General features: G+C 62.8%; 22 protein-coding genes, 2 pseudogenes and 1 riboswitch (1 of these 25 running past the window's edge). Of the genes and pseudogenes, 17 read left to right on the top strand and 7 right to left on the bottom strand.

Going from position 1 to position 18,208, the window contains the following annotated elements; all coding sequences use genetic code 11:
- Both NHF48_RS02005 and NHF48_RS02000 read left to right on the top strand, forming a co-directional pair.
- Nucleotides 1–45, top strand: a pseudogene (locus NHF48_RS02005) (alpha-hydroxy-acid oxidizing protein) (its annotated part extends 339 nt beyond the left edge of the window); the annotation flags it as partial.
- 471 nt (nt 46–516) lie between these two features.
- Nucleotides 517–1,285 (top strand): annotated as a pseudogene (locus NHF48_RS02000) (exonuclease domain-containing protein).
- A 146-nt stretch (nt 1,286–1,431) separates the two neighbouring features.
- On the opposite strand, the gene NHF48_RS01995 reads toward NHF48_RS02000, so the two are convergent.
- Together NHF48_RS01995 and NHF48_RS01990 are read right to left on the bottom strand one after the other, a co-directional pair.
- A complete protein-coding gene (locus tag NHF48_RS01995; RefSeq protein WP_253070026.1) occupies nt 1,432–2,799 on the bottom strand; it encodes a voltage-gated chloride channel family protein in 1,368 nt (455 codons plus the stop codon).
- 23 nt (nt 2,800–2,822) lie between these two features.
- A riboswitch (Fluoride riboswitch) is annotated at nt 2,823–2,900 on the bottom strand.
- A gap of 71 nt (nt 2,901–2,971) precedes the next feature.
- Entirely contained in the window at nt 2,972–3,373 is a 402-nt protein-coding gene (locus NHF48_RS01990) for a MerR family DNA-binding protein (RefSeq protein ID WP_253070025.1), read from the bottom strand.
- Between the two features lie 136 nt (nt 3,374–3,509).
- On the opposite strand from NHF48_RS01990, the gene NHF48_RS01985 reads away from it, so the two are divergent.
- Nucleotides 3,510–4,220 (top strand): MauE/DoxX family redox-associated membrane protein, encoded by a 711-nt coding sequence (locus NHF48_RS01985; protein WP_253070024.1) that lies wholly within the window; start codon nt 3,510–3,512, stop codon nt 4,218–4,220.
- 4 nt (nt 4,221–4,224) lie between these two features.
- On the opposite strand, the gene NHF48_RS24510 is transcribed toward NHF48_RS01985, so the two are convergent.
- From NHF48_RS24510 to NHF48_RS01970, 3 genes are read right to left on the bottom strand one after another with little or no spacing between them, the layout of a single operon-like run.
- Nucleotides 4,225–4,548, bottom strand: a complete 324-nt coding sequence (locus tag NHF48_RS24510; RefSeq protein WP_253070023.1) for a CBS domain-containing protein — start codon at nt 4,546–4,548, stop codon at nt 4,225–4,227.
- Nucleotides 4,502–5,851, bottom strand: coding sequence for a chloride channel protein (locus tag NHF48_RS01975; RefSeq protein WP_253070022.1), 1,350 nt, complete (start codon nt 5,849–5,851; stop codon nt 4,502–4,504). Before NHF48_RS01975 ends, NHF48_RS24510 begins: the two co-directional genes overlap by 47 nt.
- A gap of 48 nt (nt 5,852–5,899) precedes the next feature.
- Nucleotides 5,900–6,370 (bottom strand): MarR family winged helix-turn-helix transcriptional regulator, encoded by a 471-nt coding sequence (locus NHF48_RS01970; RefSeq protein WP_253070021.1) that lies wholly within the window; start codon nt 6,368–6,370, stop codon nt 5,900–5,902.
- 60 nt (nt 6,371–6,430) lie between these two features.
- Between NHF48_RS01970 and NHF48_RS01965 the strand changes: the two genes are divergently transcribed.
- Together NHF48_RS01965 and NHF48_RS01960 are read left to right on the top strand one after the other, a co-directional pair.
- Nucleotides 6,431–7,828: an FAD-dependent oxidoreductase gene (locus NHF48_RS01965; RefSeq protein WP_253070020.1), complete on the top strand. Its 1,398-nt coding sequence runs from the start codon at nt 6,431–6,433 to the stop codon at nt 7,826–7,828.
- Between the two features lie 528 nt (nt 7,829–8,356).
- On the top strand, nt 8,357–9,352 hold the full coding sequence (locus NHF48_RS01960; protein WP_253070019.1) for a DedA family protein: 996 nt from the start codon (nt 8,357–8,359) through the stop codon (nt 9,350–9,352).
- 75 nt (nt 9,353–9,427) lie between these two features.
- Here the strand turns inward: NHF48_RS01960 and NHF48_RS01955 are convergent, their stop codons facing one another.
- Together NHF48_RS01955 and NHF48_RS01950 are read right to left on the bottom strand one after the other, a co-directional pair.
- Nucleotides 9,428–9,667: a hypothetical protein gene (locus NHF48_RS01955; protein ID WP_263816627.1), complete on the bottom strand. Its 240-nt coding sequence runs from the start codon at nt 9,665–9,667 to the stop codon at nt 9,428–9,430.
- Complete coding sequence (locus NHF48_RS01950; protein WP_253070017.1) at nt 9,609–10,775, bottom strand: glycosyltransferase family 2 protein; 1,167 nt, start codon at nt 10,773–10,775, stop codon at nt 9,609–9,611. The genes NHF48_RS01955 and NHF48_RS01950 overlap by 59 nt, the downstream gene beginning before the upstream one ends.
- Before the next feature lie 179 nt (nt 10,776–10,954).
- On the opposite strand from NHF48_RS01950, the gene NHF48_RS01945 reads away from it, so the two are divergent.
- The 12 genes from NHF48_RS01945 (at nt 10,955) to NHF48_RS01895 (ending at nt 18,203) form a co-directional block, all read left to right on the top strand.
- The gene (locus NHF48_RS01945) at nt 10,955–11,524 is read left to right on the top strand and encodes a cytochrome b (protein WP_253070016.1); all 570 of its coding nucleotides are present in this window, start codon (nt 10,955–10,957) and stop codon (nt 11,522–11,524) included.
- Nucleotides 11,525–11,808: 284 nt separating this feature from the next.
- Nucleotides 11,809–12,324: a chromate transporter gene (locus NHF48_RS01940; protein WP_253070015.1), complete on the top strand. Its 516-nt coding sequence runs from the start codon at nt 11,809–11,811 to the stop codon at nt 12,322–12,324.
- A 156-nt stretch (nt 12,325–12,480) separates the two neighbouring features.
- Nucleotides 12,481–13,017, top strand: a complete 537-nt coding sequence (locus tag NHF48_RS01935) for a chromate transporter (RefSeq protein WP_253070014.1) — start codon at nt 12,481–12,483, stop codon at nt 13,015–13,017.
- A gap of 46 nt (nt 13,018–13,063) precedes the next feature.
- Complete coding sequence (locus tag NHF48_RS01930) at nt 13,064–13,390, top strand: YnfA family protein (RefSeq protein ID WP_253070013.1); 327 nt, start codon at nt 13,064–13,066, stop codon at nt 13,388–13,390.
- A 192-nt stretch (nt 13,391–13,582) separates the two neighbouring features.
- Nucleotides 13,583–13,990 (top strand): hypothetical protein, encoded by a 408-nt coding sequence (locus NHF48_RS01925; RefSeq protein ID WP_253070012.1) that lies wholly within the window; start codon nt 13,583–13,585, stop codon nt 13,988–13,990.
- A gap of 314 nt (nt 13,991–14,304) precedes the next feature.
- Nucleotides 14,305–14,553, top strand: a complete 249-nt coding sequence (locus tag NHF48_RS25685; protein ID WP_446741193.1) for a lysozyme inhibitor LprI family protein — start codon at nt 14,305–14,307, stop codon at nt 14,551–14,553.
- Between the two features lie 692 nt (nt 14,554–15,245).
- On the top strand, nt 15,246–15,836 hold the full coding sequence (locus NHF48_RS01920) for a DeoR/GlpR family DNA-binding transcription regulator (RefSeq protein ID WP_263816626.1): 591 nt from the start codon (nt 15,246–15,248) through the stop codon (nt 15,834–15,836).
- 32 nt (nt 15,837–15,868) lie between these two features.
- On the top strand, nt 15,869–16,036 hold the full coding sequence (locus tag NHF48_RS01915; protein ID WP_253070010.1) for a hypothetical protein: 168 nt from the start codon (nt 15,869–15,871) through the stop codon (nt 16,034–16,036).
- Between the two features lie 16 nt (nt 16,037–16,052).
- The gene (locus tag NHF48_RS01910; RefSeq protein ID WP_253070009.1) at nt 16,053–16,778 is read left to right on the top strand and encodes an MFS transporter; all 726 of its coding nucleotides are present in this window, start codon (nt 16,053–16,055) and stop codon (nt 16,776–16,778) included.
- Nucleotides 16,705–17,196, top strand: a complete 492-nt coding sequence (locus tag NHF48_RS01905; protein WP_253070008.1) for an MFS transporter — start codon at nt 16,705–16,707, stop codon at nt 17,194–17,196. Before NHF48_RS01910 ends, NHF48_RS01905 begins: the two co-directional genes overlap by 74 nt.
- Nucleotides 17,193–17,600, top strand: coding sequence for an inositol monophosphatase family protein (locus NHF48_RS01900; protein WP_253070007.1), 408 nt, complete (start codon nt 17,193–17,195; stop codon nt 17,598–17,600). The genes NHF48_RS01905 and NHF48_RS01900 overlap by 4 nt, the downstream gene beginning before the upstream one ends.
- A 117-nt stretch (nt 17,601–17,717) precedes the next feature.
- Nucleotides 17,718–18,203, top strand: a complete 486-nt coding sequence (locus tag NHF48_RS01895) for an inositol monophosphatase family protein (protein ID WP_253070006.1) — start codon at nt 17,718–17,720, stop codon at nt 18,201–18,203.
- Nucleotides 18,204–18,208: the final 5 nt, after the last annotated feature.

Raw genomic sequence — 18,208 nt, 5'->3', positions numbered from 1 at the left:
CGTCGCCGTGTTCGGACTTGGGGAAACTGGCGTAATATGGCGTAGCTTTCGGCACGAATAGGATCGCCATGTTCGCTTACGCTACTGAGCAGGCTCAATCGACGCGTGAGCATCCGACGCCTGCCGCCTTGACCGGATCTGATGTGTTTCTCCATAGCTGTACTCAAGAAAAATTAACCTCATTGACCAATTGACGATCAAAAGTTCGGGCTCTCGCCGACATCTGCAAATGGCTCCCAAATGCCAGGATCGACCCACAAGCCGACATTCGTAGCGCCTTATGGCCTTCCCAAGTTCCGCCATTCATTCATCGGTGTGCGATCATCCTGAAGCCCGGTTGAATGGCGAAGACTAGGACGGAACTGTCGTTCAATGGCTGAAACTGAAGGTCAGCTTAACTGACTTGAACGATCCGCGTCGCTGGAATTGGTCGGAGCGATAAATCGATTTCCCGCCTCGGACCTGCGGACCGAAGAACATTGTGGGAACTTGCCTTACGCGATATCTTCCAAGGACATGACGATCCTTTCGAATCCCGCCCTCTCGCGCATCCGGGTCATCGATTTGGAGACAGCGGGTTCCGCCTCCCACAGCGTGTGTGAGATCGGTTGGCAAGACGTCATCCGGGAGACCAATGGTCGCTGGGAGGTCAACGAGGAGCGTGGTGCCCGGTTCGTCAATCCGGGCGGGCCGATCTCAACGCAGACGATGGCCATCCACCATATCGTTGATGCAGACGTGGCAGGAGCGCCATTCTGGAAAGATGTGGCGCCGCAGGTCCTGCGGCCGACCGGCGGAGTGCTCGCATTGGCTGCGCATCGGGCGACGTTCGAGCAACGTTTCTGCTCGCCCAGGCTTTCGGGCGGTGCCCGCTGGATTTGCACATGGAAGTGCGCGCTTCGTACATGGCCCGCCCTCCCCAGTTTTTCCAATCAGGGGTCTGCGCTACGAGCGGATGCCGAGCGGCTTGGATCGTGCGACGGGCCTTCCAGCGCACCGTGCGATGCCGGATGCCTACGTTACTGCGCATCACCTGCGCGATATGCTGAATGCTTCTTCACTGGAGCAACTGCTGACGTGGAGCGAGCAGCCCGGCCTTTTGCCGCGCGTACCCTCTGGCCCGGACCGGAAGCGGCCATGGGCCGAACTGCGCGACGACGCGCTCGCGGGCTACGCAAGGGACCGTGACGTGGACATCCGATTCAGCGCGGAAACCGAACAGCGTCGGCGCGGAAACTATAATGCGATCCCTGCCAAAGCAGAGGTCCAATCCTCGCTACTCTGAGCAGCACAACATTACTGCGTGGCATGATCGTCGCCGGATCGCATCATCCGGCCCGCGCCGATCCGTATTCGAGACTCGGCCAAGCCTGCTGTCATCAAATGATTTGGGGAAGGCGGAGGCTTGCTGGCGCTTTCGCTCGCCCAGCTTCACGTTGACCCAATACGTTCACGTCGGCGCGCTGCGCGTTGCGCCCGCGTATTGCGGAGGGTGGCGTCGGGCATGAGCCCGTCCGCTTGTACCTTGGGGATTGCTATGCGCTGCGACAGATAAATACCGCTGTGCCCCGAGCAGAAGTAGGCGACGAAGCAGGCGACCGCGATCGGCACGGCATAGGTCGCGCCGAACAGTTCGATCCCCATGAAAGTACAGGCGAGCGGCGTGTTGGCAGCACCTGCGAACACTGCGACGAACCCGAGCGCGGCGAAGACGCCGGTCGGTACCCAGAACACCGGCGCGAGCGCGTTGCCGAGCGCCGCGCCGATGAAGAACAAGGGCGTGACCTCTCCGCCCTTGAAGCCGGCGCTGAGCGTGACGACGGTGAACAGAAGCTTGAGCGCCCAGCTCCACGGATGCGTGTCCGGGCCGAAAAAGCTGGCGATGGTGAGCCCGTCCGACGTCGCCGCCAGCGTGCCGAGACCGAGATAGTCGCGCGTGCCGAAGCCGTAGACGAGCGCGATGACGGCAAGGCCTCCGATCACGGGGCGCAACGGACCATAGGGTACGATCCGCTTCAGCCATCCACCAAGAGCGTGGTTGGCTTCGGCAAAAACGAGCCCAACCAACCCGAACGTCACCCCGGCAATCCCTGCCTTTGCGACGAGCAGCGCATCGACCGGGACCCGCACATCGATGCGGTAGACGCCGTGATGGATACCCCAGCCTAGGCACGTCCAGTCGCCGACCAACGCCGCAACGAGGCACGGCACAAGCGCACGATATTCGACGCGTCCGATCGCCAATACCTCCAACGCGAACACAGCACCCGCGATCGGCGTGCCGAACACCGCGCCGAACCCGGCGGCGATCCCGGTCATCAGCAGGACGCGCGTGCCGTCCGCATCGAGCCGGAGCGCGCGGCCGAAACCGCTCGCAAGGCTGCCGCCAAGCTGAACGGCGGTGCCTTCGCGTCCGGCCGATCCACCGAACATATGCGTCACGATAGTGCCTACGAAGATCAGTGGCACCATACGGAGCGGCACGCCGCCGCCCGGTTCGTGGATCTGCTCGACGATCAGGTTATTGCCGGCTTCCACCGAACGCCCGGTCAGATGATACAGCAACCCGACCGCGAACCCACCGATCGGCAGCAAGTATAGCAGCCATGGCGCGACGAACCGCAGTCGGGTCGCGGCATCGAGGCTCCACAGAAACGCGGCGCATAGCGTACCGACCACCGCTGCCATCGGCACCAGGATTAGTCCCCAGCGCAGCACCGAGACGGCATGGTCACGGCGATCGCGGACGAACGCCGCCATGTTCATGTCATCGTAGAGAGTACGAAACGTCGCGCGCATGAATCCTCCTTGCTGCCTTGCGGCGCCTGGTAGGAATCATCGGCCCTTGCGAGGGGCGGTTCGGCCGGGTGGCCCGGCGGAAATCCATCGCCGTGATCGCGCCTATCGTCAGTTGGCCGCCGCACGTCAAGATAGCTCGGGGGTGCTCTGAGACCTAAGTCACTAAACGAAACTAACGCCGGTCGAACGCCTCGATGATGGGGCACGGTCCTTCGTCTTGATGCGAACAGGCTTCGGACAATCGGTGGAGCGCATCGCGTGCGGTCTGCAACGCCGCGATCCTGGCATCGAGCACGGCCAGTTGCTCGGTCGCCAACGCCCGCGCGCGTTCGCGATCGGTCGTCGCATCCAACGCCAGCAGTTCGCCGATCTGATCAAGCGTGAACCCGGCTGCCTGCGCCGAGCGAATGAACCGAAGCTGCCGGATGTCCTCCGGCCCATAACGCCGCACCCCGCCGCCCAGGCCCGATGCGCTGCCGCGCGCCGGCGTCGCGATCAGGCCGCGCCGCTGATAGAAGCGCACCGTTTCGACGCCGACATCGCCAGCCCGCGCCAGTCCCGCAATCGTGGTCATGACTGCCTCTTGATTCCGTACCGGGGTACGGACCTTATATGGGTAGTGTTCGATCACATCCCAAGGACCGCCGCGATGCTCCAGCCCACCGAATCCGCCACGACCGGCAAAAAGGGCCGTCCTCTACCGGATGGTGATGCCGGAGCATGTCTGCCCGTTCGGGTTGAAGGCGCGCTACTTGTTGAAGCACAACGGGTATGCGGTCGAGGACCACTGGCTGACGACGCGGGCGGAGCAGGATGCGTTCAAGGCCGAGCACGGCGTCGCGACGACACCGCAGACCTTCATCGACGGCGAGCGGGTCGGTGGGTTCGACGATCTGCGTCGGTTCTTCGGGGTCGCCGTGCCCGATCCCAAAGCGACCTCCTACACGCCGGTGATCGCGGTGTTCGCGGTCGCGGCCTCGCTCGCGATGACGATCGATTGGCTTACCGGGGCGCCGCTCGTGAGCATCGCCGGTGCAGGGCGGTTCATCGCGGTCGCAATGTGCCTTCTCGCGATGTTGAAGCTGCAGGACGTCGCGCGCTTCTCTTCAATGTTCCTTGGTTATGACCTGCTCGCACGGCGCTACGTCCCCTATGCGTATGTGTACCCCTTTGCCGAGTTGGGCGCAGGCGTGCTGATGCTGGCGGGTGTGTTAACCTGGCTGTCGGTGCCGGTCGCGCTGTTCATAGGCGGGATCGGCGCGGTCTCGGTGTTCAAGGCGGTGTATGTCGACAAGCGCGATATTAAATGCGCGTGCGTCGGAGGCAGCAGCAATGCGCCGCTCGGTTTCGTATCGCTGACCGAGAATGTGATGATGGTCGTGATGGCGCTGGCGATGGGCGCGCGCCTGCTGGCCGCGTAAAGCGTCAGCGTTCGCCAAACAGGTCGCGCTGCGCCTTTTCGAGTTCCTCGGCATAGCGGCGCCGGACGAAACTCTCCGACAGGATGCCGAGCACCTGGCGATCATCATCGAGCACCGCCAGTTCGTCCGCGCCCGACGCGTCGAAACGGCGCATGACCTCGGCGATATCCATCGTCGGCGTGAGTGCCGCGTCCGTGTTGATCGCCAGCGGGCCGACCGGCGACTGCGGATCCAGGCCCTCGGCATAGACCGTCGGCGTCTGGACGATGCCCGCATAGTGATCATTGCCGTCGACGAGGACGGTCCGGCTGGTCGCGCCGAGCGGCACGCGGCGGCGAAACTCGGCGACCGTGATCGTCGCGAGGGATCGGCTTGGCGTCGCGGCGCATCATCCGCCCCGCGGTCAGCGTCTTGACCCAGCCGACGTCGCGCGCGCTCTTGATCGTCTCCCCGCGCAGATGGAGGCGCCACGTCGAGAAGCTGTAGCCGAACGTCTCGCGGACGATCGTCGACGATACCAGCGCTGCCGCCAGCACGGCGCCGGTCAGCGCGAAGTCGTGCGTCGCCTCCAGCACGAGCATTGCCATCGTCATCGGCCCGCCGACCACCGCGACCGCGAGCGCCGCCATCCCGACCAGCGCGGCGTTGCGCGGATCGACCAGGTCCTGCCCGAACATGACGGCGAGGCTGCCGGCGAACAGGTGGCCGACGAGCGTGCCCACGAACAGCGACGCGAAGAACAGTCCGCCACGAAAGCCGAAGCCCAGCGACACGATCGAGGCCGCGCATTTCGCAAGGAAGATCGTCGCAATGAATGCCAGCGGCGCACCGAGCGCGAGATCGGCGTGCAGCGCGCCGTGGCCTGCCGACAGTACTTGCGGCGATACGAGCGCGACCGGGATCAGCAGCAGGCCGCCGATCGCCGGCCGCGCCCATTCCGGCAGCTTCGCGCGCCGCGACGCGGTCTCGACCAGTGCCACCGCGCGCATCAGGACGATGCCGATCCCCGCACACAGCGCGCCCAGCCCGGCATAGATCAGATAGTGATGCGTCTCGGTCGGCATCGTTGCGACCGAATCAATGACATAGGGCTGCGTGCCGAGAAGCTGCGCGACCAGCGTGCCGGCAAGGGCCGCCGCGACCACGGGGGCGAGCGCGGTCGGCGTATAGGCACCGATGACGATCTCGAACGCATAGAACGCGCCGGCCAGCGGTGCGCCGAACGCCGCCGCGATGGCGGCACCCGTCCCGGCTCCAACCAGATTGCGCAGGTCGGCACGGCGCAGGTTGAACACGCGACCGGCGACCGATCCGATCGCTCCGCCGAGCTGTGCGTAGGCCGCCTCCAGCCCGACCGAGGCGCCAAAGCCGTTGGACAGCAGGGTCTGCCCGGAGATCACCAGGCTGTCGGGTACCGACATCCGGCCGCCGTGCAGCGCGTTGGCTTCGACCGCATCGACCATCCGCCGCTTGCGCGACCGGGTCGCCCAGGAGAAAGCTGCAAGGACCATTCCGCCGATCGGCAGCACGACGAGCGCGGTCAGCGGCAGCGCCGGCAACGCACTCAGACGCGCGGCCGACGACAGGCCGAACAGCCCATGCTGCAGCGTCCGCGCGATCGCGCCCTGCAAGACGCAATCAACGGCGTTCCCGCACATGACGGAATTTGGGAAAGAGCGTTAGCGCTGCTCTGCCGGGTCCTTCTGCACCGCATCAGCGAAACGGCGCATCAGTCGTACAAGATCGGTAACATCCTGGTCCGCCCAATCGGCAAAGATCGTGCGCGCCATCGCCTCACGCGTCACGTCGATCTTGTCGGTTAGGGCCTTGCCGCCGGCAGTAATCACCGCTTCGCGGACGCGCCCATCCGTTGCGGTCGATCGACGCTCGACGAAGCCGAGGCCTTCCAGTTTTGTCACTTGGCGGCTGACTGTCGTGTAATCGCGCCCCACCCGGTCGGCGAGGTCGACAATACCGATCGGTCCGAGCCGTTCCACCATTACCAGAAGGGGAAACAATGCGCGATCGAGCGCGATGCCCGCCTCACGGACCATCACCGCGTCACGCTGCGGCCGGTTCATCACGCTGACGATATCGATCAACGAACCATGTAGATCACGCAGAAGCCGCGAGGTAAGTGTATTATGCACGTTTATATTGACTCCACTGCGCGATCCTATCTATGTGCATAATGCACATAGGAAAGTGATATGACAGATGATTTCGTCGCAGATGTCTTGATTTGCGGTGCGGGGGCGGCCGGCTTGACGCTGGCAATAGATTTGGCCCGGCGCGACATCTCATTCCGGCTGATCGAGAAGCTAGACGACCCTTTCCGGGGGTCACGCGGCAAGGGTATTCAGCCCCGCACGCAGGAAGTGTTCGAAGACCTCGGCATCCTCGACCGGGTCGTCGCGGCGGGTGGCTTTTATCCCAAGCAACGCCACTATGAGGATGACGGCAGCTTCACCGACACCGACATGGTGAAGGCCGAGCCCGCGACACCTGCCGAGCCGTACCACCTGCCGTTGATGGTGCCGCAGTTCCTGACCGAGCGTATCATGCGCGAGCGTCTGGCCGAGTTGGGCCAGGTGCCCAAGTTCGGGTGCGAGCTGCTGGGCTTCACGCAGGACGGTGACGGCGTGACAGCGCGCATCGCGACCAAGATCGGCGAGGAGAGTATCCGGGTCCGGTGGCTGATCGGTACGGATGGTGGGCGCTCATTCGTCCGCTCCGCGCTGAAGATCGGCTTTCCGGGCAAGACGCTGGGCGTGCGCGCAATCGTTGCCGACGTAAGCTTGTCAGGGCTGTCACGCGACGTGTGGCATCGCTTCGGCGAAGGCGACATGCAGCGCCAGATTTCCGCTTGTCCGCTGGCCGGGACCGACCTGTTCCAGCTTCAGGGGCCCATTCCACTGGAAGGCGACATCGACCTCTCGGCCGAGGGACTGACCGCGTTATTGCGCGAGCGGACCGGTCGGGATGATCTCTTCGTCCATAGCGTCTCCTGGGCATCCGCCTTCCACATGAACGCCCGGCTCGCCGACCGTTACCGCGTCGGCCGCGTGTTCCTCGTCGGCGATGCAGCGCACACCCATCCGCCGACCGGTGGACAGGGCCTCAACACCAGCGTGCAGGATGCATACAATCTCGCCTGGAAGCTTGGGGCAGTGATGCGCGGCGCGGCAGACTCATTGCTCGACACCTACGAGGCGGAGCGCCGCCCCGTGGCACAAACTATGCTCGGTCTCGCGACCGGCCTGCTCGATGCGATGAAGCGTGGTGACATGCGGCGAGGGCGCGACACGCATCAACTCGATATCGGCTATCCCGCGTCTTCTCTGGCGTTCGAAGCACCGGAACGACATGGCGTTCTCCTCGCCGGCGACCGAGCGCCCGATGCGCAGGTCCAGGCGCCGCAGGCCAGCCTCATCGGTTGTTCGATGTGTTCAAGGGCCCGCACTGGACGCTGCTCACCTACGGCGGTGCGTCCGCGACGTCGCGGCCAGGATTGCACGTCCACGCGATCGGCGTGCACGGCGATCTCGCTGACGATTTCGGACATTTCCAGGCCGCCTACGGCGTCATGGCCGGTGATCGGGTGCTGATACGTCCGGACGGCTATGTCGGCGCCATTGTCTCCGGCAGTGAAGATGCTGCGTTGGGTGAATACCTGACGAACGTCGGATTGATAGCGATGTAGCTTCGGTCGTCCTTCCGATTGGGAACCCACAGCGAAACGGTCGCCCAGGGCGACAGCGCCGAGAGCCGCCCGGGTAAGCCCCTTTCTCAAAATGTGCTCCATTCCTTTTTTCCAGAAACGGCAAGCCGGGAAAAACGGGAAAGATCGCGCTTAACGAATGGCCGTTATCGGAAGCCCGGGTTGCCCGCTCGAACTCCGGGCGTGGCCGAACGCGCCCTTGCCTATGGCGTTCGGCCAGACCCACTTGTGGCCATTTCGGCGTCTTTCGACACGACCCAGTTTCGGACGCCCATTCATGTTCGACAACGAACCGCTGTCGTTATTGCGAGACCGGCCCGTGCATGCGACGTCGTCTTATGAGACGTTCTGGAGTTGAAGAGATAGCAGTATCGCCGCCGTTGCTCGTCGCACCCGGCGCGCGTATCGCACTGGAATGATACGTAATCGACCCTGGCGAAAAGCCCTGATCGCGCTGTTCGTCGCGGTGCTAGCCTTCACCGGTTATCACGCGGTCCGGACGGTCAGCGACGCGATATATTGGAACGCGCACCGCGACGAGCCGATCGAGCGGTGGATGACCATAGGCTATGTCGCACATTCGTATCACGTCCCGCCCCACGTCCTGCACCAGGCATTGAACCTGCCGCCGATGCCGGACCGTCGTCCCCCTCGGTCGGATCGCGCGGGACAGCGGACATTCGATGACGCAGATCGACGCGAAACTAATGTATGCGATCGTCCACGCGCGACCGCCCTACCCGCCTCCCGGCCCCCCGCCACGACCGTATATGCGGCCAGCTTCGTCGACGGCGTCCCCCGCCAAATGACCGATCAGCTGCTAGAACTGCTGACGACCTACGGGCTCCCTGCGCTGTTTGGTGCAATGATCCTCGCTGCGGCTGGCATGCCGTTCCCCAGCTCGCTGACGTTAGTCGCGATGGGTTCGTTCGTCGCGCAGGGAGAGCTCTCATTCTGGCCTGTCGTCTTTGCAGGTGCCTCCGGCGCAATCGTCGGCGACCAGATCGGCTACGCCTTCGGACGATATGGCGGTCGGCCGTTGCTGGCAGCGGTCACGAAGCGGATCGGCGGGGCGGACAAGGTGGAGCAGGCCGAAGCCTATTCGCGCAAATGGGCGGGTTGGGGCATCTTCTTCAGCCGGTGGCTGATCGGGCCGCTGGGGCCATGGATCAACGTCACCAGCGGACTGACCGAATATCCCTGGGTACGGTTCATCGTCCTCGACGTCGCGGGCGAAGTGCTGTGGCTGCTGATCTACGTTTCGCTGGGTCGCGCCTTCAGCGACCAGGTTCAGACGATCGCGAGCCTGCTCGGCAATCTGACCTGGGTGATCGTCGGCGTGCTGGTCGCCGGGTTGCTCGGCTGGAAACTGTTCGGCCGTTCGACCGAAGTCGCGGATGATGCAGCATGATCAGCTCTGGCAGAGCAGTGCTTCCCACTTAACCTCGTCCGCGGGCGTAGTCGTCGGACGCCGCCGGCTTCTCCGTCAAGCACGCTGCTCAAGCGCGGTCCGGGTCTGTGCACTCCAGGTCTGACCGCCGCGCAGAAAGGCGTACCAGCCATAGATCGCGCCCGCGTGACGCAACAGCTGGAAGCTGAACGGTTCGGCGATCGCGGCGACGATCGCGGGCCCAAGGTTCAAGCCTTCGCGCTGCCCGGTCCAGCGCTTATAGATGCCGAGCGACCAGAGGTGGAAGCTCAGGTCGATCGCGATCTTGGCGATCATCACGAGCAGGATCGGCAAGGCGAGGCGTGTAGCGACCGGTGACGACGAGGCCGATCAGCACCGCAAAGGCTGCCAGACCGTAGATCGGCTGCACCGTATCGAGCGCCTTCACCGGGAGCATCCGCGTACCCAGCCGCCCGTAACACGCGTTGCCGACCATGTCGCGGTTCCAGTGCTGCGTCTGCAGAAAGCCGCCGAACCAGCGCTGGCGCTGTTTTAGGAAGGCAGGGATACTTGCAGGGGCGTCGGTTCGGGCCAGCGCGCCGCCGACGACGCGAACCGTCCAGTGCAGCCCGACATCGTGGGCATGGCGGTGCAGCCGGTGGATCAGTTCGTAATCCTCCACCATGCAATCCGGATCGAAACCCCCGACCGTCAGCACCGCGTCGCGCCGGAACGCCGCGAACGCGCCCGAAATCAGCAACAGCCCGTCGATCCGCATCCACGCGTCGCGCGACAGGAAGTTGCGGACATATTCGTAGGACTGGAACCACTCGAATATCCGACCGCTCAGGTTTGGACCGCAGATCGGCGCCAGCACCCCGGTAGCCGCCACCAGCTCTGGCTCCGCTGCAAAGGCGGCACGCATCGCGGCGATCGAGCCGGGCTCGATCAACGTGTCGGCATCCACGGTCAGCACCACGTCCGTCGCGATCCGCTCGAGCGCGGCATTGAGCGCGCGCGCCTTGCCGCCGTGCGGCAGTCGCAGCCACTGAAGCCGCGTGTGCCCAATCTCGATCTCGACGAGTCCCCCGATTGGTGGCGTTGCTAACGCGTAGCCCGCCGCCATGGCGGACGGCGTATCGTCGCTCGATCCGTCATCGGCGATCAGGATCGCCTCGGGCGGCTGGTCCTGGGCAAGCAGCCGGTCGATCGCCAGACGGATCACGCCTGCCTCGTTATGCGCGGCGACGATTACGCCGAAGCTCGGCTGCACGCCGCTCGGGGCCGGCGTCGTAGTCTTCGCGAGGTTACGGATCTGCCAGGCCGTAAACACGAGCAGCGCCGTGTCGTACAGGATGTACGCGATCCCGACCGACCATATGGCGAGCCCTTGGCGCAGGAACGCCTGCGCGATCAGCACGACGAACACCAGCGGGGCGGCCAAGCCGATCAGCCGGCTCGCCAGCGGGATCGGCCGTGGCGACAGACGCGGCGACTGTGCGGTAAAGATAGCCGAGAGGGGATTGCATCGACCAGCGCCTAACGCTCGCTTGCTGAACCCGCTATTGCAGAATGCGTCGAGGACCGAGAATCGGCATGAGGTGGTGGAGCGAGTTGTAGTGGATGAATAGCAGATACACAGGCGTCGCCATCGCCTTCCACTGGCTGATAGCGCTAGGGATCGTCATCAACGTGACCCTGCCCTGGCTTTGGCCACATCTTGCCGACTACCGCGTGCGCCCCGCGATCGACCTGCACAAGTCGGTCGGGATCACGATCCTCGGCCTCGCGATCATGCGCCTGCTCTGGCGGCTTACGCATCGGCCTCCCCCAATGCCGACCACCTATCAAAAATGGGAAATCGGCGCGGCGCATGTGACCCACTGGCTGCTGTACGCGCTGATCCTTGCGATGCCGCTGACCGGCTGGATCATGGACTCGGCGTACAAAGATGCAGCGACCCACCCGATGTTCCTGTTCGGACTGTTCGAATGGCCGCGCATCGGCACGATATTGACCCTGCCGCCCGCCACGCGCGACGCCGTCCACGATGGTTTCGGCGCCTCTCACGTTTATTTGTCCTACCTGCTCTATACCTTGGTCGCGCTTCACGTCGTCGGTGCCCTCAAACATGAATGGATCGATCGACACCGCGAACTAAGCCGCATGATGCCGGTTTGGCGCCGCCATTGAGGGAAGCGAGCGACGCGGCTGCCGCTTAGAGCACGGACGGCTGCTGGGTACCGAAGCAGGCCCGCCGGCGAGACCCACAAGCAGACACTCACGCCCCTTCCCTCGCTTCCCAACTTCGGACGCTGGTTCATCTTTACGAATAACTAATTTTGAACCCCGGCTATCCGCTCGCGAAGTCGTGTTGGGATGGAAAGCGGACTGACCGCTATTTGGAAGGCAGATGGCGTTAGCGGACGTGGCCTGACGCTACGGTTTTTACCAAAGGGTTTTGAAACGGGAAATGGTTGGCAGCCGCACGCTCGTTCGATACGCTTCTTAATGCGGAGATCGAGTGTGCAAAGAAGTCGTATTCGGCTGCCCTGCTGGCCCTGCTGGGTCCGTCGATGAACCCGCCAAAGACTGTCACACCGCCTGCTCGTTCGACGCTTGCCGCCATAGCCGACGTGTTCGTGCGCTATGCCAATTTCACGCTGGGGGGTGGGAGCCTGACGGTAGCGGTCTTGCACCGCGAACTCCTCGACAAGCGGCGCTGGATCAGCGTCGATAATTTCACACTGTGCTTTGGGCTTGCCCGTCTGACGCCGGGGACGAATGTGCTGGCCTTCTGCACGGGCGTCGGATGGCTGCTGCGGGGCTGGTGGGGTGCGCTGATCGCGCTGTTGGCGTCCTCGATCCCCTGCACGATCATGGTTGTGGTCGCGACGGCGTTGTTTAGCGAAGCAGAGGGCAACCGCTGGGTCCAGGCCGGTATCCACGGCGCTATCGCTGCTGCTGTGGCGATCACCGTCAAGACATGCTAGAACGATCGCGCACCCCCATTGGAAAGGCCGCGCGCGGCCCCGCGTTGCGGTCATCGGTGCTGCGGCCTTCCTGCTCTACGTCATTGCCGGATTATCCGCGATCGAAGTGCTGTTGCTGGCGGCGGTGGTCGGCGCGGTTCTACCCCCGGTGCGAGCATGAACCTTTTTCTGCTCTATCTGCTGCTACTCAAGGGCACAGTCACGGCATTTGCCGGGCTGGCATCGCTGCCGGTCATTCAGGACTCGCTGGTCGCACACCACCACGTCCTGACCGACAAGCAACTGAACGAGGCCGTGGTCATTACACGCAGTTCGCCGGGGCCGGTCGGCCTCTACATAGTCAGCGTCGGCTATTTCGTCGCCGGTGTCCCCGGTGCGATTGCCGGGTGGCTGGCGATGAGAACGCCTGCCGGGATCATGATCCCGCTCGTCCATATCGTCGGACGGCGCATGGAAAACCCGCGCGTCCGGTCGGTCCTGCAAAGCGTCGTCATCGCCAGCGCCGGCTTGCTGCTAGCTGCCGCGGTCCCGCTCGCGAGGGATGGCCTGACCGATCCTGTGACGACCGGGATCGCGCTGGTGAGCTTCGGACTTCTGCTGACGACCAAGATCGACACGCTGTGGATCATCCTTGGCGCGGCAATCGCCTCGCTGTCGGTTACCGCATTGGGGGTCGTGACACAGCTCGGATGATCTGACTTCGCCTGACACTGGTAAGCTGGGCTGCTATCCCCGTTCTATGCAATCGGTAATTATCTACGCAGGTGCGGCACTGGCCGAAATTGCAGGCTGCTTTGCGTTTTGGGGGTGGCTTCGCATGTCCAAATCAGTGATTTGGCTGGTTCCGGGCTGTGCATCTCTTGTCGCGTTCGCGTACCTACTCACGAGGGTAGATACCGCGGATGCCGGGCGTGCGTATGCCGCCTATGGCGACATCTACATCGCTTCGGCGGTACTCTGGCTGTGGGTCGCGGAGGGAGTTCGGCCGAATCGCTGGGACTTGGGAGGCACAGCGCTGTGTCTCTTGGGCGCTGCCGTCATTTTTTTAGGCCCACATCGCGCTTGATGCGCAGATTCCCACAAACGATCTAATTTCGGGAACGGCCAAGTCAGGAGAGAGAATAGATAATGGCGGCTCATAGTGTCGATCCGAAATCCTATACGGTAAACTCGGTATTCCCGGTCGAGGGAGTTGGGGAGCTATTCGTCTTCGAATCCCATGTTTTGCCCGGCTCGGTGCGCGAGGAAATCAGCGGTCGTGAGGTATTTTCTGTTCAATGCGGACGGGACGGCGATCTGGCAGATTGATCCGGAAACCGGCACCACGGAAAACAGGCTGCATGATTTTGACCGGTCAATCGAAACGACGGAGCCATTCGTGAACGTCTGGAACGCGTATGGCGAATATTACGCCAGCCGGATGAACGGCGACTCGTTCCGTCTTGACCTCGCCAGCGGGCTGGCCACCTACCGTGGCTGGCCAGAACATGGAACGCCCCACTTAGCCGGCCCTGTCTCAGTGGGAACGGCAATCGAAATGACCGGCGCGTTCTCGATTAGGATCGTTCAATGGAAAGCTATCAGCATGTCAGACTCAAGCGATCGGTACGATCGGCATTCAAAAGACTCTCTGTTACTATCCGATAGATACCGCCTAAAGTACTGACCGATGAAGACGACTGTCGATCGCATTATGAAGTGGGGCGCGCGCGTAAGTCTCCCTCTGTTGACCGCCAGCGCGGCAATAGCACAGAGTGGGTCTATGCAAGCGCACGGCAATCCAAATCTGCAACGTCACTGGAACCCGAGTTTTACGTTCCTCTTCCCAATGATGTTGCGTCGGACGATCTAAATGGGCGCTGCTGGTCGCAGATGGCATTGGAATCGTACGTGACCAATGGCCGCTTTTGGACGGAAGAAGTTTACGGACTTCCCTACGGTTACGTCGAGAGCCACTGCTTGAAATAACAACTTACGCAGATCGATTCGAGCCTAAACAGGTCCTATAAGGTTTTTTTGCAATCACTCAACGATGATGAACGTAAGCAGGTCATTGCTTCTGAGCGTCTTTGGCTTAGCCAGCGGAATAGAGAATGCAACGTCGCGGACGGAGTTAGTTACGTGATGTCGGGGTCTTTCGTGTGCTTGATGAACATGACAAACGATCGCCTCGAATGGATCATATCCCGCCAGTCCGCGACGAATACTACGCAGAGTAATGGGCGCTGAGTGACGACAGGCTTCGTTCGTTGGCGTGTTGAACGAACGCCGCAGCGTCAGCTCCCCAAAAACGAACCCGTATTGCGAATTCGTCCGCGGCAATCACATTGATAGAGGCCTTGAGACCTGCTTTCTCAAAGTCCGTTCCCAATTGCTCCCAAAATTGTGGAAAGAAGACGGAGTTATGGGAATGTTCAGCGTTCCCAGAGAGCGGGTTTTTTTTGGGGGGCGCACGGACCCAAACCCGGAAATTCGCAGGCCCTTCCCCCCCTCCCCCAACTTCAGACATTCGTTCATCCCCGCGCTGAATGCCCTCGGCGCATGATCGACCGTCATGGATGTCGCGAATGAAAAGGGAAAGCAGACAACGCTATTGGGAAGACAGGCGGCGTTAGCCGACGTCCCTGACCCAGCCGCCATTTCCCGAAGACAATCGAGTTTTGAGAAAGCCGCGGCCTTCTAAACGATGACCCTTTGGACGTGGATCATCGACAACGCTTCGGCATTCCAATCAGCACCCGCCGAGTTCGCCCGTGACGCAAATGGCGAGGCTCGTAGCCTTCCCAGTTGCTATTTGAGAAACGCGAGGAGCGCGGCCGGGAAACGTTTATTTGTCAGGACCAAATTATGAGGATACGCGTTCATGCACGGTATGAGATTAAATTCTTGTTCTTGCACGATTGCACGGCTAATGGAAACGAATGCCAACTGACATTCCGTCGAGTCGCCGCGACACGATCGTTGCCCGCCTTTCCGCCGGGCAGCCGGTGCGTTCCGGCGCGCTTGCCGAAGAGTTCGGCCTTTCGGAGGATGCGATCCGGCGCGATCTGCGCAGCCTTGCAGCGGAAGGCCTGTGTCGTCGCGTCTATGGGGGCGCCTTGCCCGTCGTCGAAGGCGCTAAGCCAATGGCAGAGCGCGTTGGCGAGGACGTGCACCGCAAGCAGTCGCTGGCTGACACCGCTCTTCGGTTCATAGAACCGAGCAGCTTCGTTTTCGTCGACAACGGCAGCTCCAACCTTGCCCTTGTGGAAAAGCTGCCGCCTTATCTTAACCTTAGCATCGCCACGAGCTCGATAATGATCGCCGCTGCGCTTCAGCATCGCGACGATATTGATCTGCTGATGGTAGGCGGCAAAATCGACCATATGGTTGGCGGCGCGGTAGATGGTATTGCGGTCGAAGCGATCTCACGGCTCAACATCGACCTTTGCATCCTTGGTGCATGCGCGCTGTCCGTCGAGGGGGTGTCAGTGCGTACGACCAAGCTGACGCCACTTTTAAACGCGCGCTGACTGCTCGTAGCCAAAGTACGATCGTTCTCGCGATGAACGACAAGCTCGGTCGACAAGCCCCGTATCGCGTGTGTGACGTCGATGCCCTTACGCATATCGTGGTCGAGCACGACGCCACTGATCGTGTTGTGCGAGCCATGACCGAAACTGGCGCAACCCTTGTTCGCGCCGACCCGCAAGCCTCGCGCGCCCTGACCTAACTCAAGGACATCACCCGTGTATAACTCCAGTTCCGGCGCGCGCCTCGCGACGCGTCTGGCCTTCCTGGTGTCGGGCTTCGGCCTCGCCTGTTGGGCGCCGCTCGTTCCGCTTGCCAAGCAGAGGCTCGCGATTGGGGACGGGGCGCTCGGACTGTTGTTGCTGTGTCTCGGGCTTGGCTCGGTCGGCGCGATGCAGCTTGCTGGGCCGCTCACGTCGAAGCTGGGTGCGCGACCGGCGATCCTCGTCGGCGGAATCGGACAGGCGATCCTGCTGCCCTTCCTTGCTTTTGCGCCCACGGTACCCACCATGGCGATCGCGCTGCTGCTGTTCGGCGCGTTTCTTGGCGTGATCGAAGTCGGCATGAACGTGCATGCCGTGGAAGTGGAGAAGCAGGCCGGCAAGCCGCTGATGTCGGGATTTCATGGACTGTTCAGCGTTGGCGGCTTCGTCGGATCGGCGTTGTTGACCGCCGTCCTGTCGTTGAGGGTCAGTCCGATCATCGGGGCGGTAGCGGCGTCCGTACTAATGATCGCGACTTTGGCACTGGCTGCGCCCCGGCTGATCCTGACCCCCCAGGACCGAGGAAACTCCGCTGATCGTAATCCCGCGCGGGATTGTGGTGCTGCTCGCGGCGCTCGCGGCGATCACCTTCCTGACCGAAGGCGCGATGCTCGATTGGGGGGCACTGTTGCTGAGCGGCAAGGGCCTGTTGCCGGTCACGCAGGCGGGGCTCGGCTATAGTGTCTTTGCGGTGGCGATGACCGCCGGTCGCCTTACCGGCGATGCGATCGTCGCGAGGCTTGGGGATCGGCGGACGATGATGTGGGGCGGGCTGCTCTCGATCGTGGGCTATGGCGTCATGCTGCTGGCGCCGATCGCATCCGTCGCGCTCCTGGGATTCCTGCTGATCGGTCTTGGCGCTTCGAACGTCGTGCCCATCCTCTTCCGCCAGGCGGGCGCGCAAACCGTCATTCCGGCGGGTCTCGCGATCGCCGCGGTCACAACCATCGGCTATGCCGGGATCCTCGCGGGTCCCGCTGCGATCGGCTTTGTTGCGCAGGGCATCGGCCTGCCCGCCGCCTTCTGGCTGCTTACTGCGCTTCTGTGTCTCGTGCCGCTGTGTGCGAAGGCCGCTACCGCAAACCGACGTACTTCATGATCCTTCCCGACACCGCCTTCCTGCACCGCCTCGCCGACCTTGCCGATGCCGAGACGATGCCCCGCTACCGCACCGACATCGCGGTCGATACCAAACCCAAGGAGGGGTACAGCTTCGACCCCGTGACCGAGGCGGACCGGGATTCGGAGGTCGCGATCCGCGCCGAGATCGGTGCGCATTTCCCCGACCATGCCATCCTCGGCGAGGAACTCGGGCTGACGGGCAGCGGGCGTGTTCGTTGGGTACTCGATCCGGTCGACGGCACCCGCCCATTTATCTGTGGCTTGCCAGTCTGGGGGACGTTGATCGGACTGACACTCGACGGACGTGCCGAGCTGGGGCTGATGAGCCAGCCCCTTCACGCGCGAATGCTTCTGGCCGGATCGCGACGGTGCTTGGACTGAGCGGGAGGGCGTGCGCCGCCCGCTGGCGACGCGCGACGTCGGCAGCCTAGATCGCGCGATCCTGCACACCACCTCGCCCGAGCATTTCGGCGATACCTCGCGCCCGGTTTTGCGCGGTTGAAAACGGCGGTGCAGATGATCCGCTATGGTGGCGAATGCTATGCAATGGCGATGATCACGGCAGGGCGGATCGACCTCGCAATTGAACCATCGCTCCAGCCCTATGACATTGTCGCGGTAATCCCGATCATCGAGCGCGCGGGCGGTGTTGTCACGCGCCTCGACGGAGGGCGGGCCGAGGTAGGCGGCGCGGTGCTGGTGGCCGCGACTCCGGCACTCCATGCTGAAGCGTTGGCGATCTTAGAGAACGGGACAGACCGTGCTCAACGAATGGCCGTTGTGGGGATTCCGGATCCGCAGCCTGAACATCCGGGTTTGGAAGGAACTGTCAGGCGGCGCGGGCCTGATAGGACCCACTTCCGACGCTCAGACTCTCGCGGCAACTTTGCGACTTCGGACGCTCATTCAGATATCGAACATTGCCGGACGTGGACATCGATCTTTGCATTCAGATGCCTCAAATTCGGCCTCGCGCACAGGTGAAACGG

Origin of the sequence: Sphingomonas sp. H160509, from assembly GCF_024124765.2 — a bacterium.
Classification (GTDB): domain Bacteria; phylum Pseudomonadota; class Alphaproteobacteria; order Sphingomonadales; family Sphingomonadaceae; genus Sphingomonas.
The sequence above is the reverse complement of the archived record's forward strand: the minus strand, read 5'-3'. Positions and strand labels throughout refer to the sequence as shown.

What these genes read in the sequence shown, in the direction of transcription:
- NHF48_RS01965 (WP_253070020.1), top strand. Translation starts at nt 6,431, where the DNA reads ATGACAGATGATTTCGTCGCAGATGTCTTGATTTGCGGTGCGGGGGCG.
- NHF48_RS01905 (WP_253070008.1), top strand. Translation starts at nt 16,705, where the DNA reads ATGCTCGATTGGGGGGCACTGTTGCTGAGCGGCAAGGGCCTGTTGCCG.
- NHF48_RS01915 (WP_253070010.1), top strand. Translation starts at nt 15,869, where the DNA reads ATGAACGACAAGCTCGGTCGACAAGCCCCGTATCGCGTGTGTGACGTC.
- NHF48_RS01930 (WP_253070013.1), top strand. Translation starts at nt 13,064, where the DNA reads ATGCAATCGGTAATTATCTACGCAGGTGCGGCACTGGCCGAAATTGCA.
- NHF48_RS01985 (WP_253070024.1), top strand. Translation starts at nt 3,510, where the DNA reads ATGCCGGAGCATGTCTGCCCGTTCGGGTTGAAGGCGCGCTACTTGTTG.
- NHF48_RS01920 (WP_263816626.1), top strand. Translation starts at nt 15,246, where the DNA reads ATGCCAACTGACATTCCGTCGAGTCGCCGCGACACGATCGTTGCCCGC.
- NHF48_RS01990 (WP_253070025.1), bottom strand. Translation starts at nt 3,373, where the DNA reads ATGACCACGATTGCGGGACTGGCGCGGGCTGGCGATGTCGGCGTCGAA.
- NHF48_RS01945 (WP_253070016.1), top strand. Translation starts at nt 10,955, where the DNA reads ATGAATAGCAGATACACAGGCGTCGCCATCGCCTTCCACTGGCTGATA.
- NHF48_RS01935 (WP_253070014.1), top strand. Translation starts at nt 12,481, where the DNA reads ATGAACCTTTTTCTGCTCTATCTGCTGCTACTCAAGGGCACAGTCACG.
- NHF48_RS01995 (WP_253070026.1), bottom strand. Translation starts at nt 2,799, where the DNA reads ATGCGCGCGACGTTTCGTACTCTCTACGATGACATGAACATGGCGGCG.
- NHF48_RS01900 (WP_253070007.1), top strand. Translation starts at nt 17,193, where the DNA reads ATGATCCTTCCCGACACCGCCTTCCTGCACCGCCTCGCCGACCTTGCC.
- NHF48_RS01960 (WP_253070019.1), top strand. Translation starts at nt 8,357, where the DNA reads ATGATACGTAATCGACCCTGGCGAAAAGCCCTGATCGCGCTGTTCGTC.
- NHF48_RS01955 (WP_263816627.1), bottom strand. Translation starts at nt 9,667, where the DNA reads ATGATCGCCAAGATCGCGATCGACCTGAGCTTCCACCTCTGGTCGCTC.